Source organism: Achromobacter piechaudii NBRC 102461, from assembly GCF_001571245.1.
In the GTDB taxonomy this organism is placed as follows: Bacteria; Pseudomonadota; Gammaproteobacteria; order Burkholderiales; family Burkholderiaceae_B; genus Achromobacter; species Achromobacter piechaudii.
On sequence record NZ_BCTK01000001.1, the window covers coordinates 1,444,082 to 1,462,588 of the forward strand.

An 18,507-nucleotide genomic window follows, 5' to 3' on the forward strand; every position below is an offset into this window, starting at 1 on the left:
CTTGGCGCCGTCTATCGCGGGCCGTTCAATCCCCGTCGGCGCGACCGGGGGTGGTGTTGGGATGTTCGGCGCACGACGCGTTGAAGGCTTGCACCATCTTGAGCATCGGTCCGAGCACCCAGGTGTTGAAAATCAAGATATCGCTTTCTTCCTTCGGGTCCTGCTTCAGGTTGAAGAGGTACGGCGATTCCAGCTTGCCCTTGCCTTCGTTGACTTCGGGCTCCCAGTAGAAATGCAGCTTCCAGTCGCGCCATTTCACCGCGCGCAATTCGTTCTTGATGTAGAACAGGAAACCCTGGCGCGCCGAATCCGAACGCGCGCCCGTAAAGAAGTCGGTCTGGTCGATGCCGTCGATCGGCCGGTCGTCGGGCACGGTGGCGCCGCCGATCCGCGACAGCGTCGTGTACAGGTCGGTCACGTGCACGATTTCGTTGGACACCTTGCCGGCTTGGACCTTGCCCGGCCAGCGGATGATGAACGGCACGCGCAGGCTGCCTTCCATCGCGGTGTGATACGTGCCGCTCCAGGGGCCGGCGGTGCCGCGATAGGGCCGGCGATATTCCGGGCCGTTGTCGCTGCAAAAAATGAAGACGGTGTTCTCGGACAGGCCCAGCTCGTCCACTTCGGCCATGATCTGGCCGACGCGATGGTCCATTTCCACCATGGAATCGGCGAAGTCGCCCGCGCCCGTGCGCCCCGCGAAGTCAGGATGCGGCAGCGTGGGAAAGTGCAGGTGCACCAGCGGCAGGTACAGGAAGAACGGCCGGCCTTCCCGCGCATGCTCGCGCATGAAGGTCTGGGCGTGCTGCACCAGATCGGCGTCGATGCCTCGGCGGCTGTCCAGGTCGTACAGCTTTACATTGCTGGACGGCCGCCCGGCGCGGCCTTCCATGATGTAGGGCAATTCGGCCACGCTGGGGTCAAAGCCGATCGACGAGGTGAACTGGCTTTCGTCGGTGGTGCGCGGTATGCCGTACCAGTGATCGAAGCCGCGATCCGACGGGTAGCGGCCGGGGATGTCGCCCAGGTGCCATTTGCCGTAGTGTGCGGTGGCGTAGCCCTGGCTGGACAGTTGTTGCGCCAGCGTGATCTCGTCGCGCGTCAGCCCTTGCGGCAATCCCGGCGGCACCGATTGCAGGCAGCCCGTGCGTATCGGGTGCCGGCCGCTCATGAGCGCCGAACGGGTCGGCACGCAGTCGCTTTCAACGTTGAAGTTATGCAGCAACAGGCCCTGGGTGGCCAGGCGGTCGATGTTGGGCGTGGGCGCGCCGCGCAACGCGCCGCCGCCATAACAGCCCAGCTCGCCCCAACCCAGGTTGTCGGCAACGATCAAAACGATATTCGGGCGGTTCGGCATGCGCGCGGCTCTCTATGGATTCGGTCTGGGGTATGTCCGGATTCTAGGGTCGGGCGCGGCGCGTAATATTCCAGAAAGTATGTTCTGGAATTCCTGCTGTTCATGAATCTTTCCCTGCGCGACATCGAATATTTCCTGGCTGCGGTCGAACACGGGCATCTGGAACGCGCGGCGGCGGCCTGCGGCGTCAGCCAGCCCGCCCTGTCCAAATCGCTGCGGCGGCTGGAAGCCGATACCGGCCTTGTCCTGATGCAGCGGCACGGCCGGGGGCTGGCGCTCAGTTCCGAAGGCACGGTGTTCTTGCAACACGCCAAGCGGCTCTGGGCCGAATACCGCGACGCGGTGCGCCACGCCATGGAGCTGCGCGTGGGCGAGGCAGGCTTGCTGCGCATCGGCGCGACGGGCGCCACGATGGACAGCGTCGTCATGCCCGTGCTCCAGCGCCTCCTGCCGCGCCGCCCGGCCTTGCGGGTGCAGCTGACCCAAGGGCTGTCGGACGATCTGAACGCGCAGGTGGAAGGCGGCAAGCTCGACCTGGCGGTAACGCCCATCTATGCCGACGGCCCGCCCACCTTGCGCCACGAGATCATGTTCGAGGACCCCTTGTGCGTGGCGGCCGGGCGTCGCCACCCGCTGGCCGGCAAAGCGCGCGTGGCGCTGCGCGAACTGGCCGGACTGCGCTGGATCCTGCCGCGCCCCACCTCGGTCGCGCGGCAACTGCTGGACGCGCGCTTCGCGGAAGCGGGCCTCGCGCTGCCTGCGGCGGCCCTGGAAGTCGAACACTTTTCTGACGGCTCGCTCAAGCTATTGGCTGACGCCGACATGTTGGCCGTGCTGCCGCAAAGCGCGCTGGCGGGCAGCGCCGACGTGGTGACGCTGCCCGTGGCGCTGGGCGCGCCGCTGCGCCGCAGCATCGCGTTGATCTCGCGGCGCGGCACCACGTGGTCGCCCCTGATGGACGAATTCCGGCAGGCCGTGCTGGCCGGCCCCTGACGCTGCACGCGGGCGGCGATATCGCTACAATCGCCCCGCCCCATCCCTCCCGCCTTGCGGCCCGCACGCTGCCGCTACGCCCCCCTTCCCCGCTTCGAGAGTTTCATGTTTCGGCAGTTGTTGGCCCTGGTCCTAGGGCCGCTACTCGGTTTGTTCGTTGTCTGTATCGGCAACGCATTCATCTCTTCCCTGACCACGCTGCGCCTGGACGCCGCCGGCGAATCCGCCACCGTCATCGGCCTGATTTCGTCGTCGTACTTCATTGGCCTGACGTTGGGCGCGATCTTCAACGACCGCCTGATCGTGCGCATCGGCCACATCCGCGCCTACAGCAGTTTTGCGTCCCTGATCGCCGTGACCGTGCTGTTGCAGGGCCTGATCTACGGGCCCACGGCCTGGTTCGTGCTGCGCCTGATCAACGGCTGGGCCTGCGTGGGCGTCTTCCTGGTGGTGGAAAGCTGGCTGCTGCTGGCTGGCGATCCGAAAATGCGCGGGCGCCTGCTGGCGCTCTACATGATTGCGCTGTATGGCTCGGGCATGCTGGGGCAGGTTCAGCTGGGGGCCATCACGCAGTTGGGAGACATGGCGCCCTTCATGATCGCGGGCCTGCTGGCGTCGTTGTCGGTGATGCCGATGGTCATCATTCCGCGCATCTCGCCGCTGGTCGAACGCGTTGAGCCGCTGATGCCGCAGCATCTGATTCGCATGACGCCCACGGGCGTGATGGGCTGCTTCGGCTCGGGCGTGGCGATCGCGGCGGTGTACACGCTGCTGCCGCTGTACCTGCAACGCATCGGGCTGGACGTGGCCGAGGTCGGCAAGATGATGGGCGCGGTCATCCTGGGCGCGATGGTGTTGCAGTACCCCGTGGGCCGCTGGTCCGACCTGCGCGACCGCCAGGTGGTGCTGATCGCGCTGGCGGTGTTCTGCACCGTCCTGAGCCTGTTGATCCTGCTGCTTCCGGCCGGATCGCCGCTGCTTATCGTGCTGCTGTTCCTTCTGGGCGGCGGCGTGTTCGCCATCTATCCGGTGGCCGTCAGCCACGCGGCCGACCGTGCGCCGGCCGACGCGCTGGTGCGGATGATCCAGGGCCTGCTGCTGATCAATTCGCTGGGATCGGCGCTCAGTCCGCTGGCCATTTCGCAGGTGATGGCAAGGTATGGCGCGGCGGGCCTGTTCTGGTGCTTTACCGCCTTGAACCTGAGCTTGCTGGCATTTTTCCTGTGGCGTCGTGGCGAGCGCCCGGCCCCCGCCCCCGTGGCGCCGTTTGCCGCCGCCGCGCAGATGTCGCCGGCCGGGGTCGAGATGCGCGTCACCGAAGACCTGGTGCAAGGCGCGCTGGACCACGAGATGACCGAGGACCTGACCAATGTGGTCCCGGGCACGGACGCCGCGGAACCGGTGCTGACCACCGAGCCCGACGCCAGCGCCGCGCGGGCCGGCGCGGACTGAGGACCGACCGGGTGACGCCGAAATCGGCGCGAGCGCGTCCGGCTCGGACCGACATGTAACCCCTCGGTAATACCTGAAATATCGTGAAGCCCCGCCCCCAACCCGCGCCCTTATACTCGCCAGCGCGCGCCGTGGCCGGCTGCCCCCGTGGGCGATTCCGATCCCGGTAAAGCCACGCCCCGGCCCGTCGCAAGCCCGTCCGCCTTTGCATTCCAAAGAAAACAATAGGAAAGCGCGATCCTCATGACTCCCGATTCGAAGGTCAGCCTGCCCGTTCGCAGTACGCTGGCAAGCCTGTTTGCCGCCGCCTGCGTGGCCCTGTCCGCCTCGCCCTCTGTCGCCTCGACGGATGCGTCCGCTCCGATATCCCGGCAGGCCGCCGCCGCCGTGACGCCGCCCGATGCGCCCACGGTGATGTACTACATCTACCAGGTGGACGGCAAAGGCGAGACGACATACGAAGTCACGAACGGCAGCGTCGCCACCTATTGGTTCGGGCACGCGTTCGAGTCGGAAGGCACGCATTACTACACCGGCTTCGCCTGGGACACGGCCGACCGCTATGGCAAGCCGGGCGAGGACGACGTCGGCCCCGGCACAAAAGTGAATATCACCGAGGTCACCTTCGTGCTGACCGACCCGGCCGCCGAACGCCCGTGGAAATTTCGCGGCATGGAACACACCATCGGCGAATTCGGCGCGTATGAACGGGGCGAGGACGTCGACCCCAAGCGCAAGCCGCTCGAATACCGCACGCCCGCCGGCAAGCTGCTGCTGGCCGTGCCCACCACCAGCTTTGACAACGGCATCACCAGCACCGGCTACGCGCTGCTGGTCTTCAACCCGGCGCGGCTCAAGGAAGAAGTCGATGGCAACGTCTGGACCTACGTCGGCAGCCTGCTGACGGGCGAAGACAATAGCGCGGCCTGCGCCGACGGCGAGGTCATGCCCTGCACGTCCAGCAAGGGCGAGCTGGTCTTCACCTCCGACGGCAAGCAGGACATGCCGACGGTGGCGGTCAAACCCAGCGGCACGACGATCTCCGGCCCGAACAAGACTCGCCAGTTGAGCGCGGCCGACGCCACCACCTTCACGTTCGACGCCGCCAAGCGGACCTACGTGGAAAGGTAAGGCTGCCACACGGCGGGCTCCCCAGATGCCGGCCGTATGACCAATACCTACCCCCTGTAACACCGCTGTATTACAGCTGCAATACAGCTTTCGTACAGGTGCTATTAAGCCCATCTGCCTACAATTTCCGCATGGAATTTATTCCGCTTTCCGGATTGGATGTTCATGCGGTTTTTACAGCAGGCTTCGGTTTCCCCGCATCGGGGCGGGATACGCATTGATTCCCCCGATTCCCGCCAGGCAAGCGCGGCGCTGCAAGCGCTGACGCATTTCCTGACGCAGTCGGGCTTGCGCAGGGCGGCGAACTGTTCCGCCCTGACGGGCGCCTCGCCCGGCGCGCAGGCCTGGTTGCACACCGCGTTCGCGCGGGCGTTCGCTCCCGATCACGACACCACGCAGCTGGCCCACAAGCTGGCCTTGCGCACCGACACCGACGACGCCGACCTGGACCGCGAGATCCTCTTGGCCATGCTGGCAAGCCCCGTCGCGTTCACCTTTCCGGACGTCGCCGAACTTCAATCGGCCGTGCGGATCCGTCGCTACATCGTCCAGGCCGCCCGCCGCACAGCGCTGGCATTCGATACCGAACACGCCGAACGACCTGAGGACTACTGGACCTACGACGAAGCGCGCGGCTTCACCATCCTGCCGGGGCGTTCTCTGATCGAAGGGCTGCGCCGCGCGACGCAGCCGCAGGCCTCGGGCCAGCTGTACGCATTCTCGTGCTACCGCGCAACCGAATACGTGACCGTGCTGGGCATCGCGCAGGAACTGCAACAGGCCAACCCCGAGCTGGCGCAACGCCTGCAACGCCAATGGGAAACGCGGGCCGTGATGTCGGGACGCTTTCACGAGGCGTTCCTGCATGAATACGGTTCGATGGACGCGCCGCTGCCGCAACGCTTCTACGTGCCCGGCGACCGCCTGTGGTTCCGCAACCCGGACGCCGCCTCTTCCGATGTGGAAGGCTATGAAGGCTCATGGGTGTTCTATCTGGGCAATGGCCTGTTCAACAACTTCTGGGAACGCGGCAAGCCCTATACGCTGACCGCCAAGTGCGTGGAGATTTTCCACTGGCGTCATGGCCTGCATGTGGACGCCGACGGCAAATGCCGGATGGACGAAGGGGTGGTGCAAGAGCGCGTGCAGCAGACACTGGCGGACCCCGCCGCCACTGCCGCCGTGCTGGCGCGCATGGCGCGCATCCGCGATCCGCAAGGCGTGTACGCCGAGGGCGGCTGCATTGATGCAACCCGCGAGCGAGTGCGCTGGGTGCGGCCCGGGCATTCCGACATTGTCCTGCCCGAGTGCGCGGGTCCCGACGCCGCATGGGCCATCGCGGCCTGAAGTACTGACCGCATCCATACGGCGCGTGCAACAATCGCGCCATGAATCTGTTCCTGTTCGGTTTTCCCATCGTGGTGACGCTCGCCGTCATCGTTCACGCCTGCCTGCGCCCGCGTCAGGGCGATACCATTCGCAAGCTTGCGCTGCGCGTGCTGGCCGGGGGGTTGCTATACGGGGCCATCGGACCCGCGCTTGGCCTGGCCGTAGTGCCCCTGACGTTGACGATTCCCGATAGCCTGCAAAATATCACCGGTCTGCAGGTCGCCTATCTGATCGGAGGCATCCCCGCGCTCATGTGCGGCATGACCGCGGGCGCACTCAAGCGGGTCCCCTTCGATTGGTCCGTGCCTGCCGCCGTGTGTGGCGCGGGCGCGCTTTACGGATATGTGTTCATGTTGCCGATCGTCGGCGTGGATCGCATCCGTTCATGGACCGAAGCGCTACAGATCGGCGCACTGCCCGGCCTGGCAGCGGCCGCCTTGTGTTCGATTCCGTTCCTGCGCATGGGCGCAAAAAAGACAACAACGCCCAGCTGAAAGTCTGGAAAAACCAAAAAGACTTCTGTATTCTGACTTTCGCGGAATTCATCATTTCGCGCCGCCCACCGTTTCATTTTTGATCTGGCGGGCCGGTTCCAAGCTCAGTGCGACTGGCAATTCGTGGTAACCCCTGGCCGTAGGACAGGATTTCGGCAGACCCCGAAATCGCGGAGGGCACGTGAAGCAGCAACTGAAAGCAGACCTGGCGCTGCACGCGCCCACCCATTTCGCAGCCATCCCGGCTGCGCGCGCGCCATCAACCGTTTCCACTGATCAAGCCCCTGGCCGCATGGCCATGCGCGGAAAAGCCCTGCGCGCTCCACGCACATCCCGCCCTCTTCCACAACCCTGACGCGCCATTCCCACGCGGCGTTGCAGCCCCCGGCCCTGACTGCCGATCGACATGGCGACACATAGGAAAGTGAGCTTGTTGGCTGTGCTGATCGCGCTGGCGGTACTCAGCGTGGCGGTCGGCTTCGCCAACGCCCTGTACGCGGGCTATCAGGTGCAGAAGGCGCAGGCGGTGCGCAATACGCTGGAATCGAACCGCGCTTATGCGCAGAAGCTCTCCGAGGTCATCACGCTTTACATGGCGGCGGCCCACCGGCAGTTGGATGCCAGCGCCGCCGCGTTTTCCGGCCAGCGTCCCCCACAGGAAGAAAGCGCGGCCGCGCTGGCCCGCCTTGCCGCAAGAATCGAGGGCGCGTCCGCCGTGCTGCTGACCGACGCGCAAGGAGACGTTACCGCCCGCAGCGCGCAGAGCCCGAACGCGCTCGCCGCCATCCGCAACCTGGCCGAGCTGCGCGTGACCGAGTATCGGATGGGCGACTGGGTCCGGCCCTGTTGCCAATCGAACGCAGAGCCCGCCACGTTGACATTGGTGAACCCGCTTGCCGATGGCGGCGCGCTGGCTGCCGTGGTGATCCTTGAACGCGGCAGCCAGATCGACCGCTTGGTGGGCGAGCATCCCTATGCCGACGGCACCCGCGTGTATCTCGTCAACCGCGACGGCCAGGCGCTGTATAGCCACGATGCCGACACAAGCGCCGTCGTCCTGCCCGGCGACACCCCCAGCGGCGCGCCCGCCATGACCGCGCCGGGTTCGGCCCAGGTCGCGGACGCCTCGGGCCACGTCATGCTCACCGGCTACGCGCCGCTGGGCAAGGGCAAATGGGCAGTGGTGGTTCAGCGGCCGCTGGACCACGCGCTGTCTCCGTTGAAGGCGCTGCTGCGCGAATCGCTACGGCTGGCCATCCCGGCCGTCCTGTTGACCTTGATCGTCGTCAGCGCCCTGGCCTACGCCATCGCGCGCCCGCTCACGCGCTTGACGCGCGCGCTGGCCAGCCCCGTCGAGGCGGACCCCGACAAGGCAACACCGGACGAACCCCGCGCCTGGTACGCCGAGGCCGACGCGCTGCGCCAGGCCCTGGCCGCCAGGCTCGCACAGCACCACCACGAAGTCGACCGGCTGAACGCGGAATCCATGACCGACCCGATGACCGGGCTGATGAACCGCCGCGCCATGCGGTTGCGGCTGGACGAGCTGATAGCCGCCCGCAGCGCCTTCGCGGTCATCGCGCTGGACGTGGACCATTTCAAGCAGATCAATGACACGCACGGGCATCCGGTGGGAGATCAGGTGCTGATCGCGCTGGCGCGTACGTTGCGCGCCAGCGTGCGTCAACAGGATCGGCCCTTTCGGGTAGGCGGCGAGGAGTTCGTCGTGATCGTTCCCGGCGCGACCGAGCCCGTTGCCCTGGCCGCCGCCGAACGTATCCGCGCGAGCGTGGCGCAGACCCCGATGCCGCAAGGCGTGGGCCAGGTGACCGTGTCGGTCGGACTGGCGTTGTGGCCGGGCGATGCGCCCTCGCCTCAAGCCGTCGTCAAGTGCGCCGACCAGGCCCTGTACGCATCCAAGCAAGGCGGACGCAACCGCGTGACCCGATGGAACACCGGGCACGTCCCATCGACCAACCCCCTAGGCAAGGTGACATCGTGAGCTATTCATTGATCCTCGCATTGTGTGCAGCTGCGTTCTTCCTGCTTCTGCTGGGCGCGATCCGCATCGGACGCTATCTGGGCCATCGCCACAACATGGACGAGAAAAGCCGCGCGGGCTCGGCGGCGATTGAAGCATCGGTGTTCGCGCTGTTGGGTTTGCTGATCGCCTTCACTTTTTCGGGCGCGGCCCAGCGCATGGCCGACCGCCGCAACCTGCTCGTGCAAGAGGTCAATTCCATCGGCACCGCCTGGCTGCGCATCGATATGCTCAACGCGTCCGATCAACCGGCTCTGCGCGACCAGTTCCGGCGCTACGTGGACGAGCGGATCAACTACTACCGTCATGTGGCCGACCTGGACCAGCGCGACGCCATCGCCGCCAAAGCCTCCGCGCTGCAGAACGACATCTGGAAGGGATCGATGCTTGCCGCCCGGAACACGCCGCCGCCCTTTGCGACGTCCTACGTCGGCGCGGTCAACGATATGTTTGACGTCTCCACCGCGCAGACCGTGGCGCAAAAGGTCCACCCGCCCGTGATGACCTATGTGTTCCTGTGCTTCCTGGCGCTGGTCTGCGCCTGCCTGATCGGCCTGAATCTGGCCACCGCGCAGCGCGACACGCTGTTTCACCAGATCATCTACGCGCTGGTGATGACGGCGGCGCTGTACATCATCATCGACTTCGAATTTCCGCGGATCGGCGCGATCCGCATCGACCAGAGCGACACCCTGCTGATGGCCCAGCGCCAAGCCATGGGCGGCGCGGCCTCCGGAGCGCTTCCGTGACACGCGCCCGCCGGTGGGCGGCAAACGTGTCGGCTTGCATGGCCGCCGCGCTCGCGTGCGCCGCCGCCCCGCAGGCCGCTGCCCAAGGCTTGCGCCTGTCCAAGGACAATCTGCAAAAACGCGCCAACGGCGTGCTGGCCCTGATGTCCTTTTCCATCGTGCCGGACATCACCACCAGCTCGCTGTCGATCGGCAGCGGCGGCGGCACCACGGGCTCGTCCGATTTCTTCATGACGCAGCTGGGCGGCGGCGACACCATTTCCGATTCGGTGCCGATCTACCTGGAAGGCGTGCTGGCCGGCAGCCGCTACGATCCCACCTTCGTCGCCACTCAGGGCGCGGAATCGCGCGCCATCCCGACCAAGTGGAACAGCGTGTCGGCCACCGGCGGCATCGGCTGGGACTTCAAGCTGACCGATGAATTGAAGCTGCGGCCCATCTTCAACATTGCGCTGGGCAACGTCACCAGCGACCTGCGCGCGGCAAGCTGGTACGTCGGCCAGAAGACAGGGCGAGACATCGACTTTCTGGACCGGGGATCGCTGAACGCCTACGGCCTGGGCGGCTCGCTGATGCTGGACTACGAACACTACCGACCGGGCTACGAGGTGGACGTGGAGCTGCGCTATTCGGACATCCGCTTGAAGAGCTTCGACAGCTCCGCCGCCGTGCAGGGCAGCGCCATTGCGCAGTCGGCCAACCTGTGGGCGCGCTACCGGGCGCCCACAGGAGCGATCCTGCTGCAACGCCCGCTGCGTTATGTGCTGGAGTTCACGCATTCGGAATTCCTGGGCGACCAACGCGGCGTGCTGGGCTTTGACCGGCTGACGTCGGTAGGCGCGGGGCTGGAGCTGGACTCCAGCGCGTATGACGTCATCATCACCCGCACGCGGCTGGTGGGCCGGTATGTGTTCGGCACGAACGTGTCGGGGTTTTCGGTGGGGCTGGCGGTCAGCTTTTAGCTGTCGAATTTCATTCGGCTTGGGATTTGGTTCACTGAAGTTGGCAGTAGCGTGGGCGGAAAGTGGCCGGAGGGGGCGACCGTTTCCGAACCGAAGCGACCTATCGCTTTTATAAAAACAGGCGTTGCGAATGTAAGATTCGTCGAACACTCCGTACATAAGTCATGCAGAATCTCAATCTTTCGCACTTGGATCTCGGGAACCATGACCGAACAACTCCCCAATAGATCGGAAATTAGGCGGCTATCCCCAGCTGAATGGGGGCACGCGTACGCCGTTATCTCTCAACTCCGATCTCTGGACGAGGCGGAATTTCTGGCGCGAACTCGCCGGCAATCGTATTCCGGCTACGAACTTGTTGCAGCCTTCCGAGACGGAAAGATCATCGGGGTGTTAGGCATGAGACCCGTCCATACGTTGGCGCGTGGGCCACACCTGCATATCGATGACCTCGTGGTTGACGCGAATGTGCGCGGAAGCGGCGCCGGCCGAGCCTTAATGGAATATGCCGAAATCGATGCGCGTGCTCGTGGAATGAATTCAATATTTCTTGACGCGCGGCCGGATGCCGTGCCGTTCTACGAGCGAGAGAACTATCGCCTACATCCTGCACCATCAATGAAGAAGGTTCTGGTGCCCTGATTGAAAGCATGGCACGGGCGGTGGGTGGCGGCTCCCCACATCTGGAAACCTGCAAGTTGTCAAAGATTGGCAGCCACTGCAAAAGGTCCGCTTCTGGCCGGAAGCGGCTAGACATGCTGGGCCGTCGCCGATCCGATTACTTAATGAGCATGGCAATATCGGCGGGACCTCTCTACACCTCCCGCGTGGCGTGGACCGCGTCCAGCGCTGCCTGTACCCCGTGGATCAGTCGGCGCTTGTTTCCCACTAACTCCGCAGATCCCGCCATCCATGGATGAGCGTAGGCCACGGCATCAAAGCCTTGGGCATACGCTTCATCTGCGGCCTGCGCACATGCCGCCATGCATGCCGCTTGTTTTCCTTCCTGGTAGAGCGCCCAGGCGCCAGGAATCAATTGAACCGTCACACTAGCGCCGGTGGCGGCCGCATAGTGCTCGAAGAGCGCCCGGTTCGGTGCAATGCTTGCTTCGACCGCACAGAGAACGGCAAGCCTTCCTCCGCCGCTTGACGCCGCTTTAGCCAGGGCCGTGTCTGCCCGGATGATGGGAACGGAGACTGCTCCCATGGTGTCGACTGCGGGGCCAAGCGTGGCGCATGTCACGACTACCGCATCAGCGTCGATAACCAAGCCCCGCAACGCTTCGTGAACCAGCCCGTGCGCACTGCCTGGCGCCAACTGCTGCCCCATGGCCAGCCGGAGATCCTCGCGAGTCACATGACGAATCTCATCTGATGACCAACCTGCTTTCAGCGCCGCGAGTCCAAAGACCGCTTCATTACCTTCCATCGTGTGCAAAAACGCGATTTTCATGCGACCAATCCTTTCAAGGCGAGGGTAGACGCGGATTGTTCTATAGGCGCCGTATCGCAACAAGGCCAGTGGCAATACTGGTATCGACAGTTCTCCCCAACGCAGATCGCATAGCGCTTGTGCGGCGGGCAAGATGAGGAAATGGTCAGGAAAGACCGCCCCAAATGTCAGGAGCAAGCTTTGGGTGAGAACCTAAACAGTCCCGCTCAGTTCGAGATGAATGGCGAGAATCGATCCTTCTGAGTCATTCGGAAATCGTAGATGCAACGGCCACAATTTGCCCTAATGCGGCCGTTCGCAGTAGCGTTCCTGGCGGACAAGCTGCACGAGCGCAAGCAAGCCGGAAGTCACCGTCGTAGCTGAAGGCTCCGGCACATTTGACAACCATTAAGATGGCGGCTGGTTCATCCTTGCATCGCGAAATGTCTGAGACCTTATCAAATCCCGAGCAAGCGCCGTCGCCGCGTCGTTTCGATGGCGCGCCGCCCCAGGTCAGTCCCGCCGCCGCTGGTCCAGCCGGCGCTTTGCTGGAGGGGCACGTTGGCGCCCAGTACCTGTTGCCGCTTTTGTCAGCCGGCGAGGCACGCGGCCTGCCTGGCGTCGTGGTCACGGGAGTCGCTTTCCAGCGAGCGAGTCTGGGCTACTCGATGGATGACGTGATTGTCACCGGCCACGACCGGCGCGGAGAGCCGGCGACGCTAGAGGTGCAAGCTAAACGCACCGTCGCCTTCACGGCGAGCGATACGGTTTTTGCGGACGTCGTCGAGCTGGCCTGTCGAGCCATGCGCAAGCCTGACTTCCAGGCGACGCGCTACGAGGTGGCCGTGGCGATTGCACGCACCTCGACAGCCATTGAGCACTATGTTCAGGAAACGCTCCGCTGGGCCCGGGAGTATCAGGACCCGGTGACGTTCTTTGCCCGCCTGAATCAACCAAAGGTCGCACACCAAGGAATGCGCGATTTCGTCTTGGCATTGCGCGGACATATGGCGAAGACGGGCGCCCAGCACCAGGACGCCGAAGTGTGGCTGCTCTTGTCCCGGTTTCAGGTCCTGGCTTTTGACTGCGAGCAAACGGAATCGGCCTGTGGACAGTTGGCCCGCGAGCGTTGTGCGATGCTGTTGGCCCCGCAGGAGGCTAGCCGCGCGTCAGAACTATGGGACACGTTGCAGCTGATAGCGTTGGAAACGGACGCCAAGGGTGGCGATCTGGACCGTGCAACGTTGGTAGATCGCTTGACCAGCGAGCGGAACTACCGGTTCGCTGGGGATCGCCGTTTGCACGGCGCGCGCGAGCAACTCGCCGAAAATGCGCGTAATGCGCTTGCGACGATGAGTACGCGAGTTGGCAAAACGACGATCGACCGCACGGGACACGTGGATGCGGCCCTGTCCGCGCTTGAACATGGCCGCTACCTCGTCATCCAAGGCGCGGGCGGAGTTGGTAAGTCCGGCGTCCTGGTGCAGATGGTCGAGCGCGTCCAAGCCGAATCGCGCGTCATCGTGATGGCTCCCAATCGTATTCCCGGAGGCGGGTGGGCGGCGTTAAGGGCCCAACTTGGCTGCGACGCTACCGCCCGGGAGCTGCTCACCGACCTCGCTGGCGACGGTGGTGGGACGCTATTTATCGACGGGCTCGACCGCTTCGACAGGCCCGACGAACAGCAGACTGTCGTGGACCTGATCAGCGCGGCCGCAGAGGCTCGAGGATTCCGCGTGGTCGCCACGGCGCGCCCCGACTTCGACGCGGATGCCGCCGCCTGGCTGCCGCCTGCGGCCCTTCAGAGACTCGGCGTGGCGCCGCCGTACCTGATTCCCGAATTGACCGACGACGAGGTGTTGGACTTGCGGCAGGCGGACCCGGCCCTCGCCGGGTTACTGGCACCCGGGCATCCCGCCAAGGCCATCGTGAGGAACTTATACCGCCTCAACCGTCTCGCGCGCACCGTGCAAGCGGATGCTGCGACGCCTTTCAGCGAGGCGCAGATGGCCTGGCAATGGTGGGAGACGGGCGACTCGGCGAGTCGCGGCGCAGAACGCCTCGAGCGCAGACGCCTGTTGCGCGCCTTGGCCATCCATTCCATCGCCTCGTCCGACCCGATGGACGCCAGCGCGGCGTCTGCCCAGGCTGTGACGGGCTTGATCGGAACAGACTCCCTCCGGGCAGTCAACGCGGTCCTAATAGAACCTGCACACGACGTCTTGCGCGACTGGGCGACCGGCTGCCTGCTGTACGAGGAGCCGGAGCGCGCCAATGCACTGGATATTGCGAGAGCGGCGCCGATGCGACTGGTGCGCGGCGTAGAACTCGCGGCACGGCTGCACGCGGAGACTGCGAATGGCATGACGGGGTGGAAAGCGCTGCTCGACCGGGTTAGTAAGCCCCAAGCCCACGGCTCGTGGAAGCGTGCCGTCCTGCTGGCACTTGCGCGCTCGGAGCGCGCACACGACGCGCTGGAGGGCTGTCTACCAGCGCTTTCGGCCGACAACGCGGCGTTGTTCGGGGATCTCATTCGTGCCGTGATCACGGAGGACTCGCTGCCAGCCGCTCGATTGTGGGCGGCGACTGGCGTGGACGTGACTAAGCTACCGGCCGATTTCGTCGCGCCACGGGGACCGTCCTGGCTCAATCTGCTTTTGTGGTCGCTCAAGCTCGGGGACAGGATTCCCCACAGTGCGGTGCCGCCGTTGGTCGATCTCTACAACCGGTGGTGCAGCGTGACCTTTGGCCGGGATCCGCTGTCTCCATACTTAGTTGGGCGACTGTATGCGTGGCTCACCGACGTCGAGTCGAGGAATCATCCGGCCGTCACAAATAGCAGGGCACGCATGGCCGCCATGGATGCGCCCGGTTTGTCCTTGACTGCTGCTCAGGAGGAGGACCTGCGAACGGCCTTCCTGCTGTGGTGCAAGCTGCGTCCGGACGACGCGACCGCCTATCTGCAGGGATGGCAGGCCCATCCACATCGCCACGTCATATTTCGCCAACTGATTTCGTTCCTGGGGACCGCACCCCAGGCGGCGCCCCGCCCCGTGGCGGACCTCTTTCTGGCAGCCTTGCCCGAAGGGGACGACGATCGCGACCGCGATCTTTCGAGAGAGCCGTTTTCTCGCTGGAGCGCGGATTTTTTCCCTGCCTCGCCAGCACGAGCGCCGTTTTTCGGCCTGCTGGAGACGAGCCCGGAGGAAGGACTCCGCCTGATCCACGCTCTCGTCGCGCACGCCATCCAGTACCGGACCCGCGGTGGTCCGCCTGCCGACAATCGCATTGACGTCGTGCTGGCCGCCGGTCCACGTTCGTCTCCATGGCAGCGGTCTTACGCGTGGTCCCGCGGGCACGATAGCCAAATTGTGGCGTCGGCTCTGATGGCGCTGGAGGCTTGGGCGCACCGGCGAATCGAAGCTGGAGAGGATCCACAAGCCGTCATTGACGACATACTCGGACCGGAAGGCTCCCCGGCAGCAAATCTTCTCGTCGCGGTCGACGTGATGCTGTCGCACTGGCCCACGACGCGTGACTGCCTGGCGCCGTTCGCCGCATCGGCCGAGTTGCTGGCGCTTGATAGAGAGCGGTACGCGCACGACCTCATGGGCGACATGGGGCTTAACGCGTGGGTACGACCGGAACCGGCGGGCCCGGTGAGGTTGCAGGATCTGCGCGCCAGGCGCTCGCGCCAAATGGCGCTTGACAACATGCTGACGGATTTTGGCGTCAACGGCCCTGCGGAGACACGAGAAAGCATGCGCCAGCGCCTGCGTGAAGCGGCGGAACGGCTTGGTCCGCCGGAGAGCGGGAGCGACCCGACTGACCCCGCATTCGCCGCCATGAGTGCGCTGAATCTACTGGACCCCGCCAACTATTCCCGCACCGAAGGTGAGAACGGCACGAGAATCACCTATCACCTCCCCGCGCAAGAAGCGCAGCTACGCGCCGGTTTGCAGGAGAGAGCCGACCGTGGCAACGCCGACCTGGCGCTGCGCGGAAGAATGATGCGCGCGTTCACTGAGCCACCCTGTTCCTCCGAACTCCTCGGGGAGGGCGTGGAATGGGCCATGCGCCAACAGGTTGATACAGTCGCTGGGGATGACGATGATCAGAAATGGAACGCTCAGACGCGGCGCATCGTCGCCGCCCTGGTTTTGCGTGATGGTACGTCGGCATTGAGAACTCGGCACGGCGAGTGGGCACAGGCGCTGCTGGCGGAGGCGACGCAAGGTCAAACGGACGCCCGAGGGATGGTCCAGCAGTTGCAGTACAACCGGCGAGCGATCGCGGCTGTCGGGCTGTTGGCAGCCTACCGTGCCGATCCTCAGCCGACGACTCTGGAGCGCCTGCTTCACGTGGCTGCCGAGCACGATACGGGCATGTGTGCGGTACTAAGCGCCGAGGTGGCGGCGCAGCGATCCTTGGCGCCGGCATTGCTACGGTCGCTGATGCGCTTGGGCCTGAACTCGACGATCTACGCCTTGCCAAACCATGATGAAGTGGATTGGGAGAGCGTCGAGGACTATCGTGCCCTTCGCGAGACGCAGGAACATGCCCGACAGGATGCAGAACGTGACCGGCTGCAAGCTGCGGTCTTGGCGGAACTGCGATGGCTGACAGGCAAGGGGGATGAGACTGTCTGGCCGAATCTTCCGGAGCCGCTGTCCCCGAAAGTACGCGCCGGGATCTCGTTAGGCGTGCCGCGACAACGGCGAGCAAAACCACACCCGCCACGCGAGTACGCACTAGACTCGAGCGCGGCGGCACATTGGGTGTCGCTCGCGAAAGACCTTTGGTATCGGGAGGCGCCCGAGCGGTTGCGCGGCCTAGTGAATCACTGCTGGGCTTGGACGGCAAGAGCGAACGGTGTCGGATGCCAAAAGGATGAAGAGCCTGGCGAGCGAGCGCATGGATGGAACGACGCGTATTTCGCCGCAGCGACCGCTGCGGCTGCCACGCTTGACGGTTCCCTCGTGAGCGAACTCCTCCAGCGCGTCGCCCAGTTGCCGCAAGATCGCTTCCTCGACGCTACCACCGCAGTCTTGCATGAGCTCGACAGACGTTGGCTGAACGATGAGATCGTGCTGGATTCCACAGTGTTAATGGCAAGGCAGGCACTGGCGTTGCGCATTAGGGAATTCTGGGCGTGGAAGCGACTCACCTCTAAACGCTCCACTAGTGCGGAAGTGCATCTCACGGGCGCACTTGCCGCGCTGTTCATGGGCGAATACGGGATCGGGAAGGGACCGCGCTGCTATGTCATGCCCCCTGGAGCCGACCGAGCGGACGTCCTGCTGCCGATGCTCACGCGAATGGCCGTGGAAGCCGCGCCGTCCACCTTCGTCGCCCTCGCCATACTTGGCCTGCTTGAGGTGCAGCCGCAAGTGCATCGACTAACGTTCGTGGCGCAAGTGGTCATCGCCTGGTGGGGGGCACAGGGCGCCAGCACGGAATTCTGGAACGGCTACGGCATTGCGCGTCGGGTGTGCGACTGGGTCGAGAAGGCCATCCTAAGCGCTCCGGTACCTCGGGAGGTTCTGGATAGCGCGGAACTGACGTCCATCGTGGATACGCTGATCCAAACGGGCACGCCACTGGCGCGGATCCTTGACGAGAAGATTTCGGTACGGCGGGATGATGTGCAAAGCTAGGTGGCGAAGCTTTCTCACAAACGGTGTCGAGAAATGCCGGGCCGGGGAAAGCTGAGAGCGCTAGGGTCCGATCTCGCCGGCCTGCGAAGGGCACCGATGCTTCGGACGCCGCCGACCAAGCGCAGGCCTGCCCGGACGCGTGGTATCCACATTGAGTTCGCCGCCGGCCCCTACTTGGAGTCCGTAAAGTTACGTGTTCGACGAAGCTACTAAAGCTGTTCCTGCGCGACTGCAGTCGCGCGAGCATGCCGCTTTTCCGACGGCGCTTTTCCGAGCGAAGCGATCGTCTGAATGGCGCAGTGGGGACAGCAATGGCACAAATTGGGCATGGTGCTGTCGCGCGAGCTTGCCGGCACCGAATGGGATCAAGAACCGCATCCCGTGACCTCGTCTACCGCGTGAAGGTTGCTTTTTCAGTTGCATCGCGAGGTGTCAGCCCAAAGCACATCTGGCACTTGAACTGGAGCAGCCGACGGAGCCAATCATCCTGGCCGAACTGCCAGTGCGTGCCGAGACAATTCTGGAAAAGGCTGACTTTATTGCGCTGGTGGGCCGCATCCAGGAGTTTATTGATGCGCGATCAGGAATGGACGTTAGCAGCCATTTAGCAAGCTTGCAGATGGCCCCCTCGCCAAGCAGGGAGCGTGCAGCATCACCTAGAAAAAACAACGCCGATCAGCCACAGACTGATCGGCGTTGCACGCAAGTTAGGGATTAGCGCCTATTTTCTAAACACCATTACAGTATCCTGAATAATTCGACGATGGCACGGCGTCTCAATTATCTAGCCACGCAGTGATCTGGTTGGGTTTCACATCATGGCGCCAAACACGTTGTTGATCGCAGTAGT

General features: G+C 64.3%; 12 protein-coding genes. 10 read left to right on the forward strand and 2 right to left on the reverse strand.

The window, feature by feature from the left end:
* Positions 1 to 25: 25 nt before the first annotated feature.
* Complete coding sequence (locus tag API01S_RS06435) at positions 26 to 1,357, reverse strand: arylsulfatase (protein WP_061303724.1); 1,332 nt, start codon at positions 1,355 to 1,357, stop codon at positions 26 to 28.
* 102 nt (positions 1,358 to 1,459) lie between these two features.
* Here API01S_RS06435 and API01S_RS06440 point away from each other — a divergent pair, with 102 nt between their 5' ends.
* The 9 genes from API01S_RS06440 (at position 1,460) to API01S_RS28740 (ending at position 11,210) form a co-directional block, all read left to right on the forward strand.
* Complete coding sequence (locus API01S_RS06440) at positions 1,460 to 2,350, forward strand: LysR family transcriptional regulator (protein WP_050728876.1); 891 nt, start codon at positions 1,460 to 1,462, stop codon at positions 2,348 to 2,350.
* Between the two features lie 105 nt (positions 2,351 to 2,455).
* On the forward strand, positions 2,456 to 3,802 hold the full coding sequence (locus tag API01S_RS06445) for an MFS transporter (RefSeq protein WP_006219335.1): 1,347 nt from the start codon (positions 2,456 to 2,458) through the stop codon (positions 3,800 to 3,802).
* Positions 3,803 to 4,045: 243 nt separating this feature from the next.
* A complete protein-coding gene (locus API01S_RS06450) occupies positions 4,046 to 4,933 on the forward strand; it encodes a hypothetical protein (RefSeq protein WP_084802366.1) in 888 nt (295 codons plus the stop codon).
* 159 nt (positions 4,934 to 5,092) lie between these two features.
* Positions 5,093 to 6,280: a hypothetical protein gene (locus API01S_RS06455; protein WP_084802367.1), complete on the forward strand. Its 1,188-nt coding sequence runs from the start codon at positions 5,093 to 5,095 to the stop codon at positions 6,278 to 6,280.
* A gap of 41 nt (positions 6,281 to 6,321) precedes the next feature.
* Positions 6,322 to 6,816, forward strand: a complete 495-nt coding sequence (locus API01S_RS06460) for a hypothetical protein (protein ID WP_061303726.1) — start codon at positions 6,322 to 6,324, stop codon at positions 6,814 to 6,816.
* A 424-nt stretch (positions 6,817 to 7,240) separates the two neighbouring features.
* On the forward strand, positions 7,241 to 8,818 hold the full coding sequence (locus API01S_RS06465) for a GGDEF domain-containing protein (RefSeq protein WP_254598480.1): 1,578 nt from the start codon (positions 7,241 to 7,243) through the stop codon (positions 8,816 to 8,818).
* Positions 8,815 to 9,606 (forward strand): bestrophin-like domain, encoded by a 792-nt coding sequence (locus tag API01S_RS06470; protein WP_061303729.1) that lies wholly within the window; start codon positions 8,815 to 8,817, stop codon positions 9,604 to 9,606. Before API01S_RS06465 ends, API01S_RS06470 begins: the two co-directional genes overlap by 4 nt.
* Before the next feature lie 38 nt (positions 9,607 to 9,644).
* Positions 9,645 to 10,568, forward strand: a complete 924-nt coding sequence (locus API01S_RS06475) for a hypothetical protein (RefSeq protein ID WP_050728880.1) — start codon at positions 9,645 to 9,647, stop codon at positions 10,566 to 10,568.
* A 204-nt stretch (positions 10,569 to 10,772) separates the two neighbouring features.
* A complete protein-coding gene (locus API01S_RS28740; RefSeq protein ID WP_084802368.1) occupies positions 10,773 to 11,210 on the forward strand; it encodes a GNAT family N-acetyltransferase in 438 nt (145 codons plus the stop codon).
* A 172-nt stretch (positions 11,211 to 11,382) separates the two neighbouring features.
* Here the strand turns inward: API01S_RS28740 and API01S_RS06480 are convergent, their stop codons facing one another.
* Complete coding sequence (locus tag API01S_RS06480; protein WP_061303732.1) at positions 11,383 to 12,021, reverse strand: aspartate/glutamate racemase family protein; 639 nt, start codon at positions 12,019 to 12,021, stop codon at positions 11,383 to 11,385.
* A gap of 377 nt (positions 12,022 to 12,398) precedes the next feature.
* Here API01S_RS06480 and API01S_RS06485 point away from each other — a divergent pair, with 377 nt between their 5' ends.
* On the forward strand, positions 12,399 to 17,657 hold the full coding sequence (locus tag API01S_RS06485; protein WP_217481373.1) for a hypothetical protein: 5,259 nt from the start codon (positions 12,399 to 12,401) through the stop codon (positions 17,655 to 17,657).
* Positions 17,658 to 18,507: the final 850 nt, after the last annotated feature.